Annotated in this window: 17 protein-coding genes; 13 read left to right on the top strand and 4 right to left on the bottom strand. The window is 50.6% G+C overall.

Annotated elements, in window-relative coordinates; translation table 11 throughout:
• Nucleotides 1–411 precede the first annotated feature (411 nt).
• Nucleotides 412–1,158, top strand: a complete 747-nt coding sequence (locus tag DG177_RS05325; RefSeq protein ID WP_108810542.1) for an SDR family oxidoreductase — start codon at nt 412–414, stop codon at nt 1,156–1,158.
• Nucleotides 1,159–1,353: 195 nt separating this feature from the next.
• Here the strand turns inward: DG177_RS05325 and DG177_RS05320 are convergent, their stop codons facing one another.
• Nucleotides 1,354–2,721, bottom strand: a complete 1,368-nt coding sequence (locus DG177_RS05320; protein WP_337658535.1) for an alkaline phosphatase PhoX — start codon at nt 2,719–2,721, stop codon at nt 1,354–1,356.
• A 493-nt stretch (nt 2,722–3,214) separates the two neighbouring features.
• On the opposite strand from DG177_RS05320, the gene DG177_RS05315 reads away from it, so the two are divergent.
• The 9 genes from DG177_RS05315 to DG177_RS05275 all read left to right on the top strand — a co-directional run bounded on the left by DG177_RS05315 (nt 3,215) and on the right by DG177_RS05275 (nt 11,709).
• Nucleotides 3,215–4,312: an ATP-binding cassette domain-containing protein gene (locus tag DG177_RS05315; protein ID WP_108810541.1), complete on the top strand. Its 1,098-nt coding sequence runs from the start codon at nt 3,215–3,217 to the stop codon at nt 4,310–4,312.
• 2 nt (nt 4,313–4,314) lie between these two features.
• A complete protein-coding gene (locus DG177_RS05310) occupies nt 4,315–5,415 on the top strand; it encodes an ATP-binding cassette domain-containing protein (RefSeq protein ID WP_108810540.1) in 1,101 nt (366 codons plus the stop codon).
• Nucleotides 5,415–6,290 (top strand): ABC transporter permease subunit, encoded by an 876-nt coding sequence (locus DG177_RS05305; RefSeq protein ID WP_108810539.1) that lies wholly within the window; start codon nt 5,415–5,417, stop codon nt 6,288–6,290. The genes DG177_RS05310 and DG177_RS05305 overlap by 1 nt, the downstream gene beginning before the upstream one ends.
• A gap of 71 nt (nt 6,291–6,361) precedes the next feature.
• Nucleotides 6,362–7,138: a carbohydrate ABC transporter permease gene (locus DG177_RS05300; RefSeq protein WP_337658534.1), complete on the top strand. Its 777-nt coding sequence runs from the start codon at nt 6,362–6,364 to the stop codon at nt 7,136–7,138.
• Between the two features lie 29 nt (nt 7,139–7,167).
• Nucleotides 7,168–7,440, top strand: a complete 273-nt coding sequence (locus tag DG177_RS05295) for a DUF2160 family membrane protein (RefSeq protein WP_108810538.1) — start codon at nt 7,168–7,170, stop codon at nt 7,438–7,440.
• A 24-nt stretch (nt 7,441–7,464) separates the two neighbouring features.
• A complete protein-coding gene (locus tag DG177_RS05290; protein WP_337658533.1) occupies nt 7,465–9,216 on the top strand; it encodes an ABC transporter substrate-binding protein in 1,752 nt (583 codons plus the stop codon).
• A 178-nt stretch (nt 9,217–9,394) separates the two neighbouring features.
• Nucleotides 9,395–9,865, top strand: coding sequence for a MarR family transcriptional regulator (locus DG177_RS05285; RefSeq protein WP_108810537.1), 471 nt, complete (start codon nt 9,395–9,397; stop codon nt 9,863–9,865).
• The gene (locus DG177_RS05280; RefSeq protein ID WP_108810536.1) at nt 9,862–10,623 is read left to right on the top strand and encodes an enoyl-CoA hydratase-related protein; all 762 of its coding nucleotides are present in this window, start codon (nt 9,862–9,864) and stop codon (nt 10,621–10,623) included. Before DG177_RS05285 ends, DG177_RS05280 begins: the two co-directional genes overlap by 4 nt.
• 330 nt (nt 10,624–10,953) lie before the next feature.
• Entirely contained in the window at nt 10,954–11,709 is a 756-nt protein-coding gene (locus DG177_RS05275) for an SDR family oxidoreductase (RefSeq protein ID WP_108810535.1), read from the top strand.
• A 35-nt stretch (nt 11,710–11,744) separates the two neighbouring features.
• On the opposite strand, the gene DG177_RS05270 is transcribed toward DG177_RS05275, so the two are convergent.
• The 3 genes from DG177_RS05270 to DG177_RS05260 all read right to left on the bottom strand — a co-directional run bounded on the left by DG177_RS05270 (nt 11,745) and on the right by DG177_RS05260 (nt 15,422).
• Nucleotides 11,745–12,380 carry a TetR family transcriptional regulator gene (locus tag DG177_RS05270; protein WP_108812788.1) on the bottom strand — a complete coding sequence of 212 codons (636 nt, stop codon included), beginning with the start codon at nt 12,378–12,380 and terminating at the stop codon, nt 11,745–11,747.
• 67 nt (nt 12,381–12,447) lie between these two features.
• Nucleotides 12,448–13,353: a VOC family protein gene (locus DG177_RS05265; protein WP_337658532.1), complete on the bottom strand. Its 906-nt coding sequence runs from the start codon at nt 13,351–13,353 to the stop codon at nt 12,448–12,450.
• Between the two features lie 206 nt (nt 13,354–13,559).
• Nucleotides 13,560–15,422 (bottom strand): outer membrane protein assembly factor BamB family protein, encoded by a 1,863-nt coding sequence (locus DG177_RS05260; RefSeq protein ID WP_108810533.1) that lies wholly within the window; start codon nt 15,420–15,422, stop codon nt 13,560–13,562.
• Between the two features lie 137 nt (nt 15,423–15,559).
• Between DG177_RS05260 and DG177_RS05255 the strand changes: the two genes are divergently transcribed.
• The 3 genes from DG177_RS05255 (at nt 15,560) to DG177_RS05245 (ending at nt 21,061) form a co-directional block, all read left to right on the top strand.
• A complete protein-coding gene (locus tag DG177_RS05255) occupies nt 15,560–16,597 on the top strand; it encodes an alpha/beta fold hydrolase (protein WP_337658531.1) in 1,038 nt (345 codons plus the stop codon).
• Between the two features lie 4 nt (nt 16,598–16,601).
• Nucleotides 16,602–17,915 (top strand): dipeptidase, encoded by a 1,314-nt coding sequence (locus DG177_RS05250; RefSeq protein ID WP_337658530.1) that lies wholly within the window; start codon nt 16,602–16,604, stop codon nt 17,913–17,915.
• 194 nt (nt 17,916–18,109) lie between these two features.
• Nucleotides 18,110–21,061, top strand: coding sequence for a TonB-dependent receptor domain-containing protein (locus DG177_RS05245; RefSeq protein WP_108810531.1), 2,952 nt, complete (start codon nt 18,110–18,112; stop codon nt 21,059–21,061).
• The last annotated feature ends 8 nt before the right edge of the window (nt 21,062–21,069 follow it).

Genomic DNA, 21,069 nt, shown 5'->3' with positions numbered 1-21,069 from the left:
TTTATGCCGGGAAAATGGACATTGGAAATCGGTATGTCAACCTTTTAGATATGCCAATACGAATTAAATATCATACCAATGATATATACCTAAAAATATATTGGCAATTAGAACGAAATTCAGACTGTCAAAATTGCCCAGTTGCAATTGCGAATATGCCGCGGGCAATCGTCATCGACAGACCTACAAATCTCCAGCAATTTCCTCTCGTTATGAGTCCGAACTAGGACTCATAACGAGGCGCAAATCGGTTCACATATTTGATGACCGACTGGCGGCTGAGCTGACGTGTTTCCATCGGTAACCTGACCCAAATCGAGAAACCCGGTTTGACCGCAAGATACGGGATGCACCCATTCAAACTGCCCTCTATCCGATCATCTTCACTACCAACACAAAGGAAACCGCCTCATGTTATCAGGAAAAGTAGCTATAATAACTGGCGCCAGTTCAGGTATTGGTCGTTCGGCGGCACACGCTTTTTCTGCCGCTGGTGCCAAGCTGGTCGTTAACGCTCGTCGAGCAGAACCGTTGGATACACTTGTGAGCGCTATCAGATCCAACGGCGGCGAGGCTATTGCTGTTCCGGGAGATGCAGCAGACGAAGATACGCAAAACACAATGGTTGCAGTGGCTCAGAGCGAATTTGGCGGGCTGGACATTGGATTTAACAATGCGGGAACTATCGGTACAATCAAACCACTGGCACAGATGTCACTGACTGAATGGTCTGACGTTATCGCAGTCAACCTGACCGCGGCTTTTCTTGGCGCGCGCGCTCAAATTCCGGCGATGCTGGAAAGAGGTGGCGGCTCAATAATCTTTACGGGTAGTTTCGTTGGCAACAGTGTCAGTCTTCCTGGAATGACGGCCTATGGAACGTCCAAGGCGGCATTGATGGGGTTGGTTAAAGGAATCACTGCTGACTATGCTGAACACAATATCCGAGCCAACGCGCTACTTCCAGGTGGTACCAATACAGCGATGGCCGGAGATGCTGCACAGCGCGAATGGGCGGCGGGTTTGCATGCCATGAAGCGGATCGCTGAGCCGGAAGAGATAGCCAAGGCTGCGCTTTTCCTGGCAAGTGACATGGCAAGCTTCGTCACCGGCTCCGCTTTGTGGGCTGACGGCGGAAACTCTGCGGTGAAGATTTAGAAAGCAAGGTCAATCGCGACTCTTTTGGTTCTGAAAAGAATCCATGAGACGAGTTGTCGATCAATCGACGCGGTGCGCGCTGCTATCGGCAGATTTGTGGCAAAGCTACAGACTGCTTGGAGCCACCCTTGGATGGCTCGACGGTAGATTAACTTTTCCATTTTGCCGCGATGATTGTGCGTGGGGCAGGTTACATCAAACGCTGATAACCTTATCCCATGGGCCAGTAATGGCGAATGTTGTTGATGGTGAATATAGGTTCACAAACATCGTTGACCCATCCGGTGAAAAACAGGCTCCAGCAAATTCTGTCTGAATGCGGGTTCTGCCAAAAATATATGTTTTACCCTCCGGCGTAACACCACGCAGGTGATTATTGGTAATATCCGTATATTGGTCTTCAGAAACCATCAGATGCCCATTTGGCATGACGCAGATATTGTCGCCCAAATTGTAGATGGTTGCGTCCTGGCTTTCTAAAAACAGTCCAAGCTTCCCTTGCTTGCCTTTCCGGCCTTCTTTCTTGCTGGGCTTGTACCGGAATATCTGGCCATATTTCTTGGCCCCTCCGCTTGTTGAGGTAAAGAAAAGCTGTTGCTCCTTCTCATCCCAGAAAATGCCTTCTCCACGCGCAAATAATGTTGCTCCAAGCTTTGCACCTCGCTCCCGCAATTCGCCTGCGCTTCTTTCGGGGTTTTCCAGCGTGATCCATTCTGCGCGGTGATCGCTGCCGAGGGCAATCTGCTCGCTGTCCCAGTTTCGCGTATCGGAAATGTCCTTCAGTGCAAGGGCTTGAAGAGTTCCACCTTCTGCGAGCTTGCCTTTGACATTGGGAATGAAGCGATAGAAGAGACTGTCACCGCGATCTTCGGTCATGTAGGCAATGCCAGTGCGCGGGTCGATGCAGACCGCTTCATGGACGAAGCAACCCATGGCTTTCAGGGGTACAGGATCAACGAGCCCTTTATGGTTCGCGGGTACCTCAAATATGTAGCCGTGATTTTTGTCTACGCCGTCACCAATTTCAAGAGAGCTTTCTTCGCATGTCAACCAGCTGCCCCAGGGCGTGATCCCGCCCGAACAATTGCGCACAGTGCCGACAAGGCTCAAATATTCTTCGACAACCTTGCCTTGTTTCATGTCATAAACCAGCGTGGTTGTGCCGCCAGGTATGGGCATTTTTGATTTGTTGCTGAGCCGGTCGTAAGCCTTGATTTCAGCGCCGACCTTGCTGCGAAAAGGCCCTTCGCGCAATTGCCGATGATCGAGTTCATGGTTACGGATCAGCGCCACCTTGCCGTCACCAATGTCGATACAGCCCATGCCGTCCGCGGCATTCGGCACAACCATCCCATCATTCATCAAGTTACCAAGCCGTGAAATGACTTTGTAGGAAAAACCCTCTGGAAGATCTAGCAGGCGACCCGGATCGGAAAGCAAATCACCATAGCCGGCCACTTCGTTCTTGCCCGTAAAAGGAAGATTTGCATAGGCGCGAGTGGCAAGGCCGATAAAGGCTGCGCCAAGCATGGTTGCTCCGAACTGGCGACGGGTAAAAATCATATCAACGCTGCTCCTCAAAATTGTTGTCCCGCAAGACACGCTTTCGTTGCTTTCAGCACTATAATGTGCGGCAAATGCTTGCAAATGTTATGTCTGTTTTTTGCGCCTAAATCCGACATAGGCCTTTCACACTCTGTTTCGGCGAAGGTTCGATTTCGGTCCGGTATTAATAGTTCCGCTCCATTAAACCAGCCATCGCGGAGTAAGACACTAGCTGTACTGGCCGCAAATTCAGCCAGACGGGGAAACGTCAGTCCTATCACTAACTTAGTACCCTTACGCTTGTGCGAATATTTACGATCACATTGATGATCCGATTGGGATGGATTTTTTATATGCCTTGTGCTTCATTTGATGCCATAGCTTTATTGTCGACCATTCGTTCGAAATGGCGATACATAATGTTATCGGGAGAAAAGATGTTCAAAATGGCGGTCTATCTGGCGAAAACCGAAATAGGCCAACCTGATAGCGTACCTTCTGGGGAAACCAGATGAGCCTGCGACTTCAGAGCGTTTCAAAAATATCAAATGGCGAGACGCATATTTATCCCACTGACCTGGAATTGCAGAAGGGCACGATGAACGTCCTGCTCGGTCCGACATCGTCCGGCAAAACATCGTTGATGCGTCTCATGGCAGGGCTCGACAGGCCCGATACCGGCAAAATCTTTTGGGAAGGCGCTGATGTTACCAAAAAACGGGTGCAGGATCGTGATATTGCGATGGTTTATCAGCAATTCGTGAATTATCCTTCGATGACGGTATATGACAATATCGCATCGCCGTTGAGGATTCAGAAAAAATCCTCTTCGGAGATTGATGCTAAAGTAAAGGAAATGGCTGAACTGCTTCAGCTAACTTCTATTATCGATAGAAAACCGGACGAAATATCAGGAGGACAGCAACAGCGGTGCGCGATGGCCCGCGCTTTGGCAAAAGATGTGGGCTTGGTCCTAATGGACGAACCTCTCGCAAATCTGGACTATAAGTTGCGAGAGGAGCTGCGCTTTGAAATTCCGCGGTTGTTTGAAGCTTCCGGCAGTATCTTTGTCTATGCAACAACGGAGCCGGAAGAGGCGCTGTTGCTTGGCGGAAATACCGCAACCCTCTGGAATGGACGGGTGACGCAATATGGTCCGTCCATGGATGTTTATCGCGATCCCGTAGATGAAACCACCGCACGGGTTTATTCTGACCCGCCGATGAACTTTGTTTCAGTACAGAAGGATGACGCAGGCGTGCACTTTCCGGATGGGCAATTAACGAAGCTGAATAAGGATTTGGCTAGCTTGCCCAATGGTGAATATCGGGCCGGATTTCGCGCCCATCATCTTGAAATGAGTGACAACCAGTCTGGCTCCATTGAGTTTGGAGCAGAGCTAGTTGTTACAGAGCTTACCGGATCGGACACATATATTCATGTCAATGCAATGGATGAGCGATGGATTGGTCTGATGCCCGGGCTGCAGACATTTGAGGTTGGGCAAGTGTTGAAAATTTGCCTAAACCCCGAAAATATCTTTTTTTTTGATAAGGATGGAAATCTAGTCGCATCACCTGATCACAAACCTGAAAAGTCGGGGATATAGTTTTGGCATCCCTGACACTTAAAAACCTAGCGCATAGCTATCACCCCAATCCAGGTGAAGACACTGACTTTGCACTCAAGGAGGTCAATCATACCTGGGAGGATGGACGAGCTTATGCATTGTTGGGTCCCAGCGGGTGCGGGAAAACAACATTGCTCAACATTATTTCCGGTCTACTTACGCCAACGAGTGGACATGTTCTATTTGACAACAAGGATGTGACGGCATCTTCAACAGCCGAGCGTAACATTGCGCAAGTTTTCCAGTTTCCGGTTGTCTACGACACGATGACGGTTGGGCAGAATTTGGCATTCCCATTGCGCAACCGGGGCATGGAAGCCGACTATATCGCTGGGCGTGTGCAACGTATAGCGCAGATGATCGGACTGGAAGCGGACCTTGATAAGAAGGCACGAGGCCTGACCTCTGACCTGAAGCAGAAAATTTCTCTCGGACGCGGTATGGTTCGGGATGATGTGAACGCGATTCTTTTTGACGAACCTTTGACGGTCATTGACCCTCATCTAAAATGGGAATTGCGGACTCAGCTCAAGACGCTGCACCGCGAATTTGGGCACACAATGATCTATGTGACCCATGATCAAACAGAGGCGTTGACCTTCGCAGAGAAGGTCGTGGTGATGCATGACGGCCGGGTTGTACAGATCGGAACACCGAAAGAGCTTTTCGAAACGCCGGCGCATGTGTTTGTCGGTTATTTTATTGGTTCTCCCGGCATGAACTTCATTCCTGCCTCTGTCGCTGGCAGAAAAGCTCATATAAATGGGGAAACCGTCCATCTCAAGCATGACTATGGTGACCCGCAGGGCGACGTTCTTTTGGGAATACGGCCTGAATTTGTCCGGTTGACCAAAGGGGAGGGGTTGCCGGTTCAGATCAATCACATTCAAGATGCTGGCAGACATAAATTTGTCAATGCAACAGTGTTTGATGTCGAAATCAATATCGCCGCTGATGAAGGTTTCGAAATTGAATCGGACATGATCAGGGTAGAGTTTGCTCCGTCTAATATCAGCATCTTTTGTGACGATTGGCGCTTGAATCCCGAAGCGATTGGTCATGGCAAGGGAGCAATAACCTAGTGGAAAAGACCGTCAATCAACGCGCTTGGCTTCTGGTTCTGCCGGTATTGGTCCTTGTCGCATTTTCATCAATCATTCCGATGATGACAGTGGTCAATTACTCATTCCAGGACAGCTTTGGAGAAAATATCTTTTTTTGGGTCGGACTGGAATGGTACCGAGAACTGCTCCAATCAGAACGGCTATGGGATGCATTTGGACGACAGCTGCTCTTCTCTTTCATCATTCTTATGATCGAGATCCCGCTGGGTATTCTGGTGGCACTGAGCATGCCGAAAAAAGGGCTGTCAGCCTCGATCTGTCTGGTGCTAATGTCGTTGCCATTGCTCATCCCGTACAATGTTGTCGGGACGATCTGGCAGGTATTTGGGCGTGCAGACATTGGCTTGCTTGGTCGTTTACTGTCTGATCTGGGTATCTCCTACAATTATTCCCAGAATGCATTTGATGCTTGGGTTACCGTGATAATTATGGATGTCTGGCACTGGACGTCATTGGTCGCACTTTTGGCCTATGCGGGGCTTCGCTCTATCCCGAAGCCTTATTATCAGGCGGCAATGATAGATCAGGCAAGCCGTTGGAATGTCTTTCGATTCATTGAACTACCGAAAATGCGAGGTGTCTTGATGATTGCGATTTTGCTGCGCTTCATGGACAGCTTCATGATTTATACGGAGCCATTTGTGCTTACGGGAGGTGGGCCCGGGAATGCCACTACATTCCTCTCGATAGACCTAGTGAAAATGGCGCTTGGACAATTTGATCTCGGCCCAGCGGCTGCATTCTCGCTCATGTATTTTCTGGTCATTCTGCTCATTTCCTACGTGTTTTACACGGTCATGATAACCGTTGACAAAGATGAGGCGAAGCCATGAGCGAGGACATGCGCCCAGATACAAAACCTGTCGCAAGATCGAGGCAAAGAGGTCGATTAGGGACCGTCGTGATGGTTGCTTATTTGGTTTTCCTGCTTGTTCCGATCTATTGGCTGATCATCATGAGTTTCAAATCAAACTCTGAAATATTGAGCTCTTTCACGCTTTTTCCCGACAATTTCACACTGAAAAACTACCGTACCATCCTTGAGGATCCGTCATGGTATATGGGTTATGTGAACAGCTTCATATTTGTCTCCCTTAATACGGTAATTTCGCTGCTTGTCGCATTGCCAGCGGCTTACGCCTTTAGTCGCTATCGGTTTTTTGGAGACAATCATCTGTTTTTTTGGCTCCTGACAAACCGCATGGCACCGCCAGCGGTCTTTGCTCTGCCCTTTTTTCAACTCTATTCCAGCGTGTCTTTGTTCGATACCCATATTGCCGTTGCTTTGGCGCATTGTCTGTTCAATGTTCCTCTCGCCGTTTGGATATTGGAAGGGTTTATGCGGGGTGTTCCAAGAGAGATTGACGAAACTGCGTTTATTGACGGCTACAGTTTTCCGAGGTTTTTTACGAGAATCTTCATACCGATGATCGCACCTGGAATCGGCGTGACCGCATTTTTCTGCTTCATGTTTAGCTGGGTTGAGCTTTTGCTGAGCCGCACACTCACGAGCGTGGACGCAAAGCCTATTACCGCAATCATGACGCGGACCGTATCCGCATCAGGACTTGATTGGGGAGTGCTTGCTGCTGCGGGCGTTTTGACCATTATCCCGGGTGCTATTGTGATTTATTTCGTCCGCAATCACATTGCCAAGGGTTTCGCGCTGGGCCGTGTCTAGATAAGATGAAGATGGGAGAGATATCTTAAATGGAATGGATGGCCTGGACACTACCGACCGCAATATTTTTTCTGTCCATTGGCGCCTTGCTGATAGGTATGGGTGTATTGCACATGAAATATCCGAGTACGCCCAGGGTAGGGGTGCTTGGCATTGAAACAATGCGTGGAGACAGACTATTCATCTCGCTGCTGGGCTCTGCTTTCATCAATCTTGCATGGATTGGCTTGCTCGACGTGCCGCAATATGGAGCGCTGATCATTTGCGGTCTGTTTGCAGCAATTGTATTTCGCTGGGTATAAAATAGAAAAGAACGGATCAATAAAATGAGACATATTCGAACAGCCGTAATCCTTTGCATGAGCCTGGCTGCAATATCCTGTTCAGATTCAACTGATGCAGATAATGATGCACGGGCTGATGTGGACATGTCCGATCCATCAGGCGCGGCGAGCCGGTTCCTGGATGAAGAGATTGGAGAACTGTCCAGTCTCAGCCGGGAAGAACAGGAAGCCGAATTGGCCTGGTTCACGGCGGCCGCAAAACCATTTAGAGGCATGGAAATTTCAGTGGTGTCCGAAACGATTGCCACTCATGAATATGAATCCAAAGTTCTTGCTCCTGCTTTTACAGCCATTACCGGAATCCGGGTCACGCATGATCTTATCGGTGAAGGCGATGTGGTTGAGAAGCTGCAAACGCAGATGCAGTCAAACGAGAATATTTACGATGCATATGTCAACGATTCAGATCTGATCGGTACACATTGGCGCTATCAACAGGTTCGCAATCTTACCGATTGGATGGCGGGTGAGGGCAGTGATGTGACCAGTCCGGGACTGGATCTTCCTGATTTTATCGGAACCGACTTCACAACCGGCCCGGACAAAAAACTCTATCAATTGCCAGATCAGCAATTCGCAAATCTATATTGGTTCCGATATGATTGGTTCACCGATCCGAAGATCAAAGCCGAATTCAAAGAGCAATATGGATATGACCTAGGCGTGCCCGTCAACTGGTCAGCTTATGAAGATATTGCCGAATTCTTCACCGGCAAGAAAATTGATGGAAAAACAGTCTACGGCAACATGGACTATGGCAAAAAGGATCCGTCATTGGGGTGGCGTTTTACCGACGCGTGGATGTCGATGGCCGGTATGGGGTCTGTTGGGGAGCCCAATGGACTGCCAGTTGACGAATGGGGCATTCGCGTAAACGATAAGTCACAACCAGTCGGGTCATGTATTGCTCGAGGCGGAGCGACCAATTCGCCGGCTGCTGTCTATGCGCTGGCCAAATATTCCAAATGGCTTGCCGACTACGCACCTCCATCAGCAGCAGGGATGACCTTCTCAGAGGCAGGGCCGGTACCGTCGCAAGGAGCCATCGCGCAACAGATGTTTTGGTACACGACATTCACCGCCAATATGGTCGGCGAAGACGCCTCTGCTGTTCTCTATGAGGACGGCACGCCACGGTGGCGAATGGCGCCCAGTCCTCATGGTGCTTATTGGCAAGATGGTATGAAAGTGGGCTATCAAGATGCTGGTGCTTGGACACTGATGAAATCTACACCGACCAAGCGGGCAAAAGCGGCTTGGCTCTATGCGCAGTTTGTCACCTCGAAAACCGTGGACGTCAAAAAAGCCCATGTCGGACTGACCTTCATACGCCAATCTACCATCCAGCATGACAGTTTTACCGAACGTGCGCCTAAACTGGGCGGGCTTGTGGAGTTTTATCGCTCACCGGCACGTACCCAGTGGTCGCCAACCGGAACAAATGTGCCCGACTATCCTCGCTTGGCACAGCTTTGGTGGCAGAATATTGGCGATGCTTCCTCGGGCACAAAAACACCTCAGGCAGCGCTCGATTCACTGTGTGAGCAGCAAGAACGTGTTCTCAGTCGTCTGGAGCGTTCCGGATTGCAGGGCGATCTCGGACCAAGACTTGGGGCAGAACGAGGGGCAGCCTATTGGTTGAAACAACCTGGATCACCTAAAGCCAAACTGGCGAATGAGAAGCCTGAGCCAGTAACCATCGAATATGATAAATTAATTGCGCAATGGCAGTAGGCTAGATTGGCAGAGTGGAAACGATCTGGAAAAAAGACTGGCTTAGCTTTGGTGGGTTGTTTTGACGAAACAGCAGCAAAGGGTACCTCATATTCTAACTGATTTTATTCAATTTCGCCATTGACGCCATAATTTTATTTCGTATACGTACTATATAGTTCACATACGAAATAAAATTATGCGACAACCGAGAATCTTCTATTTGATGCAAAAGGCGCACAGCGCCTTGTTCCGAGCGGCTGATCGCTTTCTCGGGGAGGAAGTCGGCCTAACGTCATCGCAGCATGCCGTATTGTTGATTCTCGTGAAGCGAGACGGGGTGCCTATCTCAGCAATCGCCAAAGAATTGAACATGGGTAAGTCAAGTCTGACGGGTTTGATTGATCGTATGTCCAAAAAAGGTTTGGTTTCCCGCCAGCAAAGTGCCGCAGATGCGCGGAGCTTTGAAATCCATATTGAAGATCATGGTCGCCAGTTGGTCAACGCTACTCTTCCCGGAACGAAGCAGATCAACAGCAACATTCTCGCGACATTCTCTGCGCAGGAACAATCAACTATCGAAAAATTTCTCGAGCATTTGGCCAACAATGCCGACGATATTGTGGCCACGCAGTCCTTGAAAAAACCTCAGGAAAGAAAAGTGAAATGAATCAAGATATCATCATCTCAACCGAAGACCGGGTCACCACCCTGACTATTTCCCGCACCGATAAGAAGAACGCGATCACTCAGTCAATGTATGCCGCAATGGCTGATGCCATTACCGATTATGGCAACGACGATGACGCGCGGGCCTTTGTCATCACCGGTGATGGCGACATGTTTACCGCAGGCAACGACTTGCAGGATTTCTCCACTGGGGGTGGGAGCAAGGACGAAATACCACCAGTATCTCGCTTTTTATTTGCGGTGAGGGATTGTCCCAAAACCGTTATCGCAGCTGTCAATGGTCCAGCGATCGGCGTTGGTCTTACAATGTTGTTACATTGTGATCTTGTCTATGCGGGCGGAAGCGCGACTTTCAATGCACCCTTTGTCAAACTGGGTCTCGTTCCGGAAGCCGCATCATCATTGTTGCTGCCGGCTGCTGTAGGGATGGCTGTCGCCAATGATATTTTGTTGGCGGGTCGGACACTCGATGCAGAGGAAGCATTGCGTTTCGGGCTGATTGCGAGGATTTACCCGGATGCGGAATTGCAACAAGCAGTCCATCAGATCGCTCTTCATATCGCCAGCTCCGCTCCCAATGCACTCAAACAGTCAAAATTGCTGATCCGCAATCAACGCGAAAAAGTCGCAGATCAAATGCATGCTGAAGGCAAACTATTTGTTGCCCAACTTAACTCGCCGGACTTCGCGGAGAGCGTGGCCGCGATGATGGAAAAGCGAACTCCCGTTTATAGCTAGATTATCGAGTTTGTCGGAAGTTGACATATCATACGGCTCAAAGCCGCGGGTTGCCGTGGACCATATCGCATCGCGGTCACTTCGCTGGCACTGTCGTAGACGCAGATTAGGTCGACGAATTTCTGAGCTCAGCTATTACTCATGTCAGGCGGGAGGAAAGGCTTCGGCCTGACCGAAAGCGCTGGTATCAGGGCAGGGGCATTCGCCTGCAAAACAATCACTATTGACCTTATTTACAATAACGATGAAGCCGTGTAATGCATTGTTTCGTTGGTGATTTTCTCACGGGCTATCGAGGGACTCAGCCAATTCAGCGTGGGGATTGATTTTATGTTTGATTTAACTGGACATGTCGCTTTGGTGACAGGCGGCAATGGCGGCTTGGGATTGGCGATGGCCAAAGGATTGGTGAAAGCTGGTAGCGCCGTTGCAATCTGGGGGCGCAACCCGGAGAAAAATGAGGCGGCATTGAAAGAACTGCTTGATATGGGCGGTGATGCAGCCGTGTTTTCATGCGATGTCACCGATGTTGAGCAAGTTAATGCCGCTTTCGCTGAAACGATAAAGCGATTTCAAAAAGTGGATAGCTGTTTTGCCAATGCAGGTGGCGGATCTGCAGGTATGCTACACCAGACCAGCGAGGAAGCGTGGACAGCGACGGTGGATATGAACCTGACCAGCGTGGTAAACACCTATAAGCCGGTAATTGCGCATCTTCTGGAACGCGGACAAGGCGGCAAGTTAATCGTCACGTCCTCTGCTGCTGCAATAATGGGTATGCCAATGGGCAGCGGTTATTCGACAACTAAGGCAGCGGTCACCGGTTTGACACGTGCTCTGGCAATCGAATTGGGGAAAGCAAATATTCAGGTCAATGCGATCCTGCCCGGGTATATCGAAACGGATATGTCGCTCAATACTCCGCAGATATTCCGGGATGCATGCAAGCGCCGCTCGGCTTCGGGTGAGGTTGGGAAACTTGAAGATATGGAAGGAATCGCTGTCTATCTAGCGTCACAGCAAAGTAATTTTATGACTGGCCAATCGCTCGTCATCGACGGAGGTCATTCCATTCATCCACTTTAATATGTGGATCAGTTCTTTTCGCTAATAGGAGGCCGTCAGAGCTTTCGCTTCAAGGGTTGAAGTCGCGTGCTGTAATCATTCTGCACGGCATTAAGTGATCCCAAAATCATGGTGACCGTTATGTTCTCAACCTCTTCCCTGCTCATATCGCCGTGGAGATAATAGGCTCCCGCAGTTGCCGGGAGGCCGAAGGAGATATCGGTTGCCGCTCTTGCCAAGCTTTTGGGAATGTCAAAATTACGTGCCACAATGTCGGCGATGTAGTTGACCGCATCATCGCGGCTATAGTCTGTTGGATCATGACCGTCGGATACGCTCGGTTCGGCCTGCAATCGCTCGATAATTAGTCCGCGTTCCTCGATATATTTGAGATATTGATGCGTGACGCCGCGTACCAGTTCCTCAAATGTCTGGGCCGCTTCCGCCTCCTGTACTTGAAACCGCCGCAAGCGTTTTAGCTCTCGTCTCAGCAAAGCGCGAAGCAGCTCTGTGAGACTGTCAAAATAGGTGTAGACGAGCGATTTGCTAATCCCGGCCTCTTTGCCAATCAGTTCCATGCTCAGCACTGCCACACCATTATTCGCGACAATTTCCGCCGTATGATCGAGGATCAACGACTTGCGTTTTTCGGGACTGAGGCGCCGCCTTTTGATGGTAGTTTCTTTATTCATTGTTTCAGTTGTTACCATATAATCATTTGTTGATGAACCGCGAAGCCTGTCAGCATAGTGTCGGCTTTCAAAAGGTCGTCGGATCGATCCACATCATATCGTCGATCGATTCCGATTTTGGTGCTGAGACATTCTCCTGAACCGAGATCACATTTCCGTCAGGATCATAGGCGTAATAGATTTTCCAGCCTTTGCTAATTTTGGCCGGACCAACCATTTTAATCCCCAGTCTTGCCAGCCGATCCCGCTCTGCATCGGCATCGGTAACTTCAAATGCGGTCATGCTGTAACCGATCTGATCGACGTCAGCTGGTTCATTGCGATCCGGTGTAGCTGGCTGGACAAATTCCCAAAATTCAAGCTCGAGATTGCGGACCGCAAACCAGGCACTGCGAAGCGCTACGCCATCAATCGCCACGATATTGTCCATGTTCGGAAAGTTTGAATATTCCCCACGTCGCCGTGGGCCATAGCCGATAAACTTGGTGTAGAAATCAGCGATACGGTCCGCATCCGAAGTTGCCCCACCAATATGGGTTATCCAAGCACTGTCTTGCCGGCGGGGTCTATCGACGGTTTCATTTTCAATGATAGTACCGTCAGGGTCTCGGCCATAAGCATAGGTAACGCCATAGCCGCCCAGATCGACAGGCGCATTGCGTGACACCATGTCCAGTCCCTTTTTCTCGAATTTCGTCAGGGCCGGGTTGGTCGCCGGAGATTGGAAGCAGATATGGGTATATCCCGGGCCAATGACCGGTTTAACAAAAGGTGGCGCTTTTGTGTCCGGATCAAAATCAACCAGTTTCACAAAAACCGTCGGGGTTTTGATAAGCGCAACTTCGATATTGCCATATTTCTTGGAGGTCATCTCAGGATGATAGACATCGCTGGCGGCGAGCTGGTACCGACTGACCAGTTCAAACGGAACCGCCTGCTGATAAAAGGCTATGCTCTGATCAATGTCGGACACCGTCTTGCCAATGAACCGCACTCCCTTGATTCTGGTGTCACCTAGACTTGCGGGGCGAAAAAAGGGGGTTTGGACTATTCGCGGCGGGCTGGCTTTAGCGGTGGCAGTTTCAACAGGAGTTGCTTGCATACAAGATGTCAGACTCAGGCTGATGGTCAAGCCTACAAAGATCTTTGAAATTCTCGATTTAGACATGGATAATTTCCTCAATCAGCGCCGTAAACCAGCATTACATTGCCGGGAATCTGCCCGAATTTGTCATAGCCACTATTTACGATTAACAGGCCGCCAGCGACAACAGGACCGGCTGAGTCAATCGAGCCTCCTCGCGCGCTAACACCGTTCAGTGTTTCATATTCCCGGCGAGTATCGGTGCTCCACAATATCTCTCCGCTATCCGCACTATAAGCACGCAGGATACCATTGAGTGCACCAGCGAAAACAACGCCGGGTGTGATGGTTGGAGGAGCGGATAATGCGGTCATGCATTTATGGGCTTTTTCTTCACAGACATTGGGCTCAAATTTGCTCCACAATGCTTTGCCTGTTGCCGGATCATATCCGTGCAAGCCCTGACGTGAGGGGCCAGTCGCAAACCGGTTGCCTGGTGTATCTGCAATACCAACAAACAGCGTTTCACCATCGGTTGCCATGCCCCAGTGAACGCCGCCATTAAAGCCGCCCATTCCGGCGCGCGTCTCCCAAAGAATCTTGCCGTCTGAATCGGGATCCATGCCGAAAAGCATTCCCGATTTTTGCCCGGCGAGAATAATGTCCTTGCCATTGGCCAAGGTCGTCAGAATCGGTGGTGCGCCAAAATCAAAATCGGGACCGTCCTCTTTAGGGCAGTTAACCTGTGACCCATTTCGACCACAGGCGGCGTTCCAGGCGTCGCCCGAAATCGTCTGCTGGACCCATTCAACCGCTCCGGTATCTAGTTTCAGTGCAATGATAGCATCGCTCTTGTCGTTGGCCGGCGATGAATAATTTTCTCCCGTCCCGACATAGAGCAGCTTGCGTTTGGCATCGACCGTCGGGGTCGACCAGATCGGTGCGCCCGATGGTCCATAATTTTGTGCACCCGCCTTATTCTTGCTTGTCTTTTTCGGTTCAGGGACCGTGTAGAATCGCCATACCGGCTCACCCGATTTCGCTTCCAATGCGATCACGCCACCTCGGAAGGTGCAACATTCATAGTCCGGAAGATAGGCATTGATAATTTCAAGTGAGGACATTGGTACGTAGAGACGCCCTTTGTGCAAAGTAATCGAACCGGTAATCGTTCCCACAGGATGATCGCGGATCGAACGAGTCCAGATCAACTCTCCGTTCTTGGCATCGACGGCATAGACATTTGCATCCACATCACCAAAATACAGCGTTTTCGCGTGGCCGTTTCCGTCGGTTGATATGGTCGGTGCGTTCCGTACCTCTGCCTTGGCCTCAAATGTCCACCAGACACAGCCGGTTTCGGAGTCCAGGGCATAGAATAGGCCGCTCTGGCTTCCGGTGAATATTGCTTCCTTTGTAACGGCTGGTTGGGAGCGGGCCCTTGCCGATCCAGGAAAACCAAAAGCCCATTTCAGTTTCAGATTGGATGCATCCGCAGCCGTGATGCCTGCATTGGCGGTGGGCTGGTAACGGACATTGCGTTTGCTGTTACCCCAGCGATTCCAAAGCGGTTTGGATAGATTTAACTGTCCTTCGCACTGATTTTTTTCCGCATTGGCCAATGCGCTTTCGCTGCTTGGACTGGCTAGATAGTCGGCAATGATCCGGATCTCGATTGGAGACATCATCGACGCCTGTTCTTTCATAGTGCCGGTTGAAAGTGACGCCCTGATCGCTTCAACTCCATATAGCTGGATTGCGGCCTTGGTTGGCGCCTCTGCAGTGCCGCCATCATGGCATGCCGCGCAGTGTTTTTGATAAAGTCCCTCGCCAGGATTGCCTTGCGCTTGCGCTTGTTCCGAATCCAAAATTTCGGGATCGGCATCGGTTTTCTGACAGGCTGATAGGCCAATGGTGGTCAGTGTTAGCGCTGCAGTTAGTGACAGAAAACCCCGCATTATGCTTCTTGCGTCCCTCAGATCTGGTGCATCCGGTAAGAAAAGTTTGACAGGTGCAGCCTATTGTTGTTGACTATTAGTACAATAACGAGCCATTCTTATAAATCAATGGCTAAGACGCAGGAGAGGGAGAGACTGTGGCATCTCTAAAGAGCATAGCTGTGCTGATTGGGCTGTTCATCCTTGCAAGCTGCATGGCCGCCAATGTCGATGGAAAGGATATTGCGGCGATAGAATCGATTCAAACTAGCGATGTTCCAGATCCGGCCGTGATCTTCGCCAATGCCAACGGCTCAGGCGATGAAAAATATAAGGAAGGCTATTTTGGTTCTGGCGATACACGGCTGCATTATGTTGAGGCAGGCGAGGGGCCACTGATCATTTTCTACCATGGCTTCCCTTCCTTTTGGTACAGCTGGTTTGATCAGATGGAGGCACTGAAAGGTCGATATCGGGTTGTCGCCGTGGATGCTCTCGGTTCCGGCCTGTCGGCAAAGCCGTTAAATCTGGAGCCTTATAATATCGCCAAACTGGCCGCCCAACTGGATGCGCTTTCCCTCCATTTAGGGGGCGATGAAAAATATATACTGATTGGCCATGACTGGGGGTCGGTGCTCGCACTTTCCTACGCACAGGCCTATCCTGATCGTCTGCATAAAGTTGTCGGAATGAGCGCGCCTCCGCTCAACCTGTTTCTCGGTCATGCAGCAAATGACAAAGAGCAACAGCGCCGAAACCAGTATATGCAACGGTTTCGGGGCACCACTTTGGAAATGCTAAAGTCTAACAATGCAATAGAGACAGCGCGAACCTCCTCCTACAAAGCCCTCGTCAAACGCGGTGATCTTTCCCGAGAAGAATTTGAACTTTTTGAAAACGCGCTCTCGAGTAACGAAATGCTTTACTCTGCAATGAACTGGTATCGCGCAAATATTCCTCCGTTCGAGGAGGTTTCGGATGCTGATCTTTGGCCAGGACCCAATGCCAGGATCACAATGCCTGGGCTGTTTATCTGGGGAGAAGAAGACCAGGTCTTTGTGCCTGAGCTCATTGATAAAGTCGACAATGCAGGAACGGATATGCGAACGATCCGGCTGGAAGGGATTAATCATTGGACGTCGATGCAAGAACCGGAACGGGCGATAAAGGCGATCATTGATTTTCTGGGAGAATAGACTGATGCGAAATATGCTTGTGAGAGGCCCAACACCTAAGCTGCGCGGCGCAATGTCTCTCTTGGCCGCGACATTGCTGTCGGCTTGCGTGCCAAATCAAGTAGAGACGGCAGCCACCCCGACGGTTCCGGAAACCGAAGCTGCCCTGATTGAACGAGCCAGGGATATCCACAGGCAGAGTCTGGTTCTGGACGCCCATGCGGATATTGTTCTGCCATCTACATCCAAAACCTATCTTGGTGCCGATGGTTTATCAAAGGTAGCACCAGCAAAGTTGAGAGCAGGGGGGATTGACGCCGTTGTCATGTCGGTCGCCGTGGGCCCGGGACCGAGGACAAAGGAAGGCCGTGCACTGGCGAGGGCCGAGGCCGACAAGAAGCTGGCAGCTGTTTCAAATTTGGTCGCGCAAGATCAAAACCTGGCTCTGGCACTATCACCGGCAGACGTTGAAAAGCTGCGCAGTGATGGGAAAACTGCGATGCTGTTGGGCTTCCAGAATGCAAGGGCGCTCAATGGCCAAGTCGACGCACTTGATCAATTTTATGCTGCAGGGGTTCGCATATTTGGCTTGAACCATTTGGGGCATAACGACTTTTCGGACAGTTCACGCCCATTATACATCGCCGAGACGCGCTCCTACGAAGCCACCGCACATGGTGGCTTGTCACAATTGGGCGCCGCAGCCGTCCAGCGCATCAATGCGCTAGGAGGCATTATCGATGTTTCGCAAATGTCTAAGTCTGCGACATTACAGGCTGTCAAGCTTTCGCGATCTCCAGTAATTGCCAGCCATTCTAATGTGCGGAAGCTATCTAACGTGTCGCGCAATCTTTCGGACGAAGAGATAGATCTTATTGCGGAAGCGGGCGGGGTGATTCATCTGGCGGCATTTGGTGCCTATCTTGTCGATCTATCCGATCCAGAGTTACTGGCTTCGATATTGAAAGTGCGCCGGAATGCCGGGCTGCCTGATGCCTATTCCTATCCCTACGAACTCTATTGGGAGATACCCGATCTCGAAAAACGCCAAGCATTTTTAAGAGCTATGCGAGATGTGATTGGCCCGGGTTCTGTTGACCGTCTGGTGGATCACATCGACTATATTGTGGGCCGCGTTGGTATCGATCATGTCGGGATTGGGAGTGATTTCAATCATGGCGGCGGGGTAGCCGGTTTTGTGGATGCCAGTGAAGCGCCAAATGTAACCACTGCGTTGGTCAGGCGCGGCTATTCAACCAATCAAATCAAGAAGATCTGGGGTGAGAATTTCCTCAGAGTCTTCCGCGTAGCCCAGAATGCGGCCGATGAAACAAACTAGGAGCCATGATTGGCAGAAGAGAGTGATATAAATATGTCGGAACAGATATCTGGTTTGAAGCTTCTTCAATTGCTGTTGACTAATCGTCTAATTACATTAACTCTTCGTCTTGGAGAGAAAAATTAATCGCCACAAAAAGGGCGCTGGAATCAAATTTCGATGTTTGAGATCCAGAATTTCAGGAGGGGACCATTATGAATAAATCTCTATTGCGTTGCACAAGTGCGCTTAGCGCCGTCATATTGTCGGCTACAGCCGCGCCCAATATTGCACATGCCCAGGACGTGCAAGAAGCCGATGATGATGAAAATATCATTGTCGTAACCGGCAGTTTTATTCGAGGCACACCAGAAGATGCCGCACAACCGGTCGATGTTTTTACCTCGGCGGATCTGGATACCGCAGGGGTCTCTTCTCCGCTTGAGTTCATCAAAGATCTACCTCAAGTTGGCAGTGTACTCGGTGACACCAACCAATTTTCTACTGCTGCTCAAGGTAATCAGGGTCTCGGTTCCATCAACCTGCGTGGTTTAGGACCGCAACGTACATTGGTGCTGTTTAACGGTAGACGAACATTTACGGCACCGGGTGCTGTTGGAGGCGGCTTTGGTGATACAAACTCCGTTCCTCTATTTGCGCTCGAACGCATTGAAATTCTCAAAGACGGTGCGGCGGCGACCTATGGTTCAGATGCTATCGCCGGCGTGGCCAACTTTATCACCAAAAGCGGCTTTGAAGGCGTCGAGATCAAGAGCGACTATGAATTTGTCAACGGTTCCGATGACAATTACACCGCTTCGATTTTGGTCGGTAAAACCTTTGGCGATGTGAACATCCTGGCGGGCTTCGGCTGGCAGCATCGTTCTGAATTGCCTACGACCGAACGCGATTATGCTTCTCAACCTTATGACGTGAATCCGGCTGCTTGGTCTGCTCTGGCCACACCAGGCACATTTACCGTGGTTGGGGCAGGAGGCGCTGTTCCGATCGCACCGGGTGTCGCCTTGCAGCCCGATAGAGGCTGTAACGAACTGGGCGGTGTTGCCGATGGCGTGCTTTGCCGTTTCAGTTTCATTCCGTTTGATAATCTTGTCGAGGAAACAGATCGCTATCAGGGCTATATTCAGGCGGATGTCGATCTTTCGGATACTTTCCGTTTCCGCGGTGAGTTCACCTATGCACAGACCGATCTGGACTCCATCGGTACGTCCCCTGGCTATCCGCCGCTACAGGGACCAGGCGGAGCGCGATTGGGTGGTGGCTTCACGGTTTCTCCCAACAATCCGGGCGTAGCACCATTTGTGGCGCAAAACGGTTTGACAGGGACTCCCGCTGCGATTGGGATTTTCCTTTGGCGACCATTTGGGTGGCTAGGTAATCCTACCGATCCCCGCGGATCAGGGCGTCAATTTGTGAACAGCAAAGCCTATCGGTTTTCCGGTACTTTCGAAAAGGATTTTTCAGAATCATTCCGCGGGCAGTTCTCGCTCACGATGATGAATTATGATCGTCGCGGCGGTTCGCCCGGCATCGTGGGTTCCAGGCTGCAGTCGGCCTTAAACGGTCTTGGCGGACCAAATTGTACAAGCACTACGCCGGGAGACCCTGGATGTTTGTGGTTCAATCCATTTGTCAATGCAGGGCCGCGTAATCCTACTCTCGACCTTGATAACCCCTTCTATGTTCCTGGAAATGAGAATTCTCCAGAGCTGGTAGATTGGCTGACAGAGCCAAACGGCAATGATCAGAGTGAGGACACGGTTGTAGCCGACCTGATTTTCTCTGGTGAACTGGGGCTGGACCTAGGCGGCGGTTCTGTTGGTTGGGCAGCTGGTCTGCAATATCGCAAGACCCGTTTCCGGAACAAGCCATTGAATGAATTCGGTAATCTGGATCTCAATCCATGTCCGATATTGGGCGATCAATCCTGTGTGGGGGGCGCGCTCGAAGGAGCTGGCTCATTCATCTTTCTCGGGGGGCAGCGCAATGCTCGGTTGACACAAGACGTCAAAGCGGTTTTCGCAGAAGTACTTGTTCCGATCACTGACACGCTCGAGATTACTGCAGCGGCCCGCTTCGAAGACTATGGTGGTTCGATTGGTTCGACCTTTAATCCCAAAGGCTCAGTGCGTTGGGAACCGACGGATTGGTTGGTGCTTCGCGGTTCGGTCGGGACGACCTTCCGTGCACCTCTGGCTTCCCAGGTGTCTCCCAATGGCATCACTTCGCTGGCTGGTCTGGCGGCATCGGCCGGTAACTTCAAGGCTGTAGATATTTTCGGTAACCCAGATGATTTGGGGCCAGAAACGGCGTTCACCTACAATGTCGGTGCTATCGTTAACTTCAGCGGTTTCAACTTCTCGGTAGACTATTGGAGTTTCGATTTCGAAGACGAAATCACAACGACTGATGGTCAGGCAATCGCTACTGCGGTTGCTAGCGGGGCACCCGATCCGGCTAACCCTGGGGTTAACTTTGCCGATTGTTCCAGTCCATTTGTCGGGCTGATCACCTTTGACGGCGGTGCCTGTGTACAAGGTACAACCAATGGTCTGAATATCTCACGGGTGTTCACGCAGTGGGTCAATGGTCCAAAAACCAAGACAACCGGACTGGACTTTGCCGCCAGCTACACAACCGATATTGGTAGCGGCGTTCTGACAATAGGTGCAAATGCCAGCCATATTCTGACATATGATGTGGGTGACTTTAATCTAGACGGTGCATTCCTGCGCGCTGGCTTCAGTGCGGTCGGGAAGGCCAATCTGGACCGTAATCCGGGCACCATCGCACCTTGGCGGGCCAATGGTTATGTCAATTTCAACATCAGCGGGTTTAATGCGCGCTATGGTTTGAAATATGTTGATGGCGTTGTTGATGAACGTTGTCCGGCTCTGCCCGCTCCTTGTGCGACCACCAGTTTTGGTCCTACAGATTTTGGTCGGAATATCTCCAGCTTCACGCAACATGACGTTCATCTGGCCTATGACTTGCCGATTTCGTCATTTGATGCACAGCTGCAATTCTCGGTCGAGAACTTCACCAATGCGGATGCGCCATCAGCCAGGGTACCTTTGGGTTACAACCCGTTTACGGGCAACCCACTGGGTCGGGTTTGGAGGCTTGGCGCTAAAGTCGGCTTCTAGCCTGTGGG

Origin of the sequence: Sphingorhabdus sp. Alg231-15 (assembly GCF_900149705.1) — a bacterium.
Classification (GTDB): domain Bacteria; phylum Pseudomonadota; class Alphaproteobacteria; order Sphingomonadales; family Sphingomonadaceae; genus Parasphingorhabdus.
The sequence above is the reverse complement of the archived record's forward strand: the minus strand, read 5'-3'. Positions and strand labels throughout refer to the sequence as shown.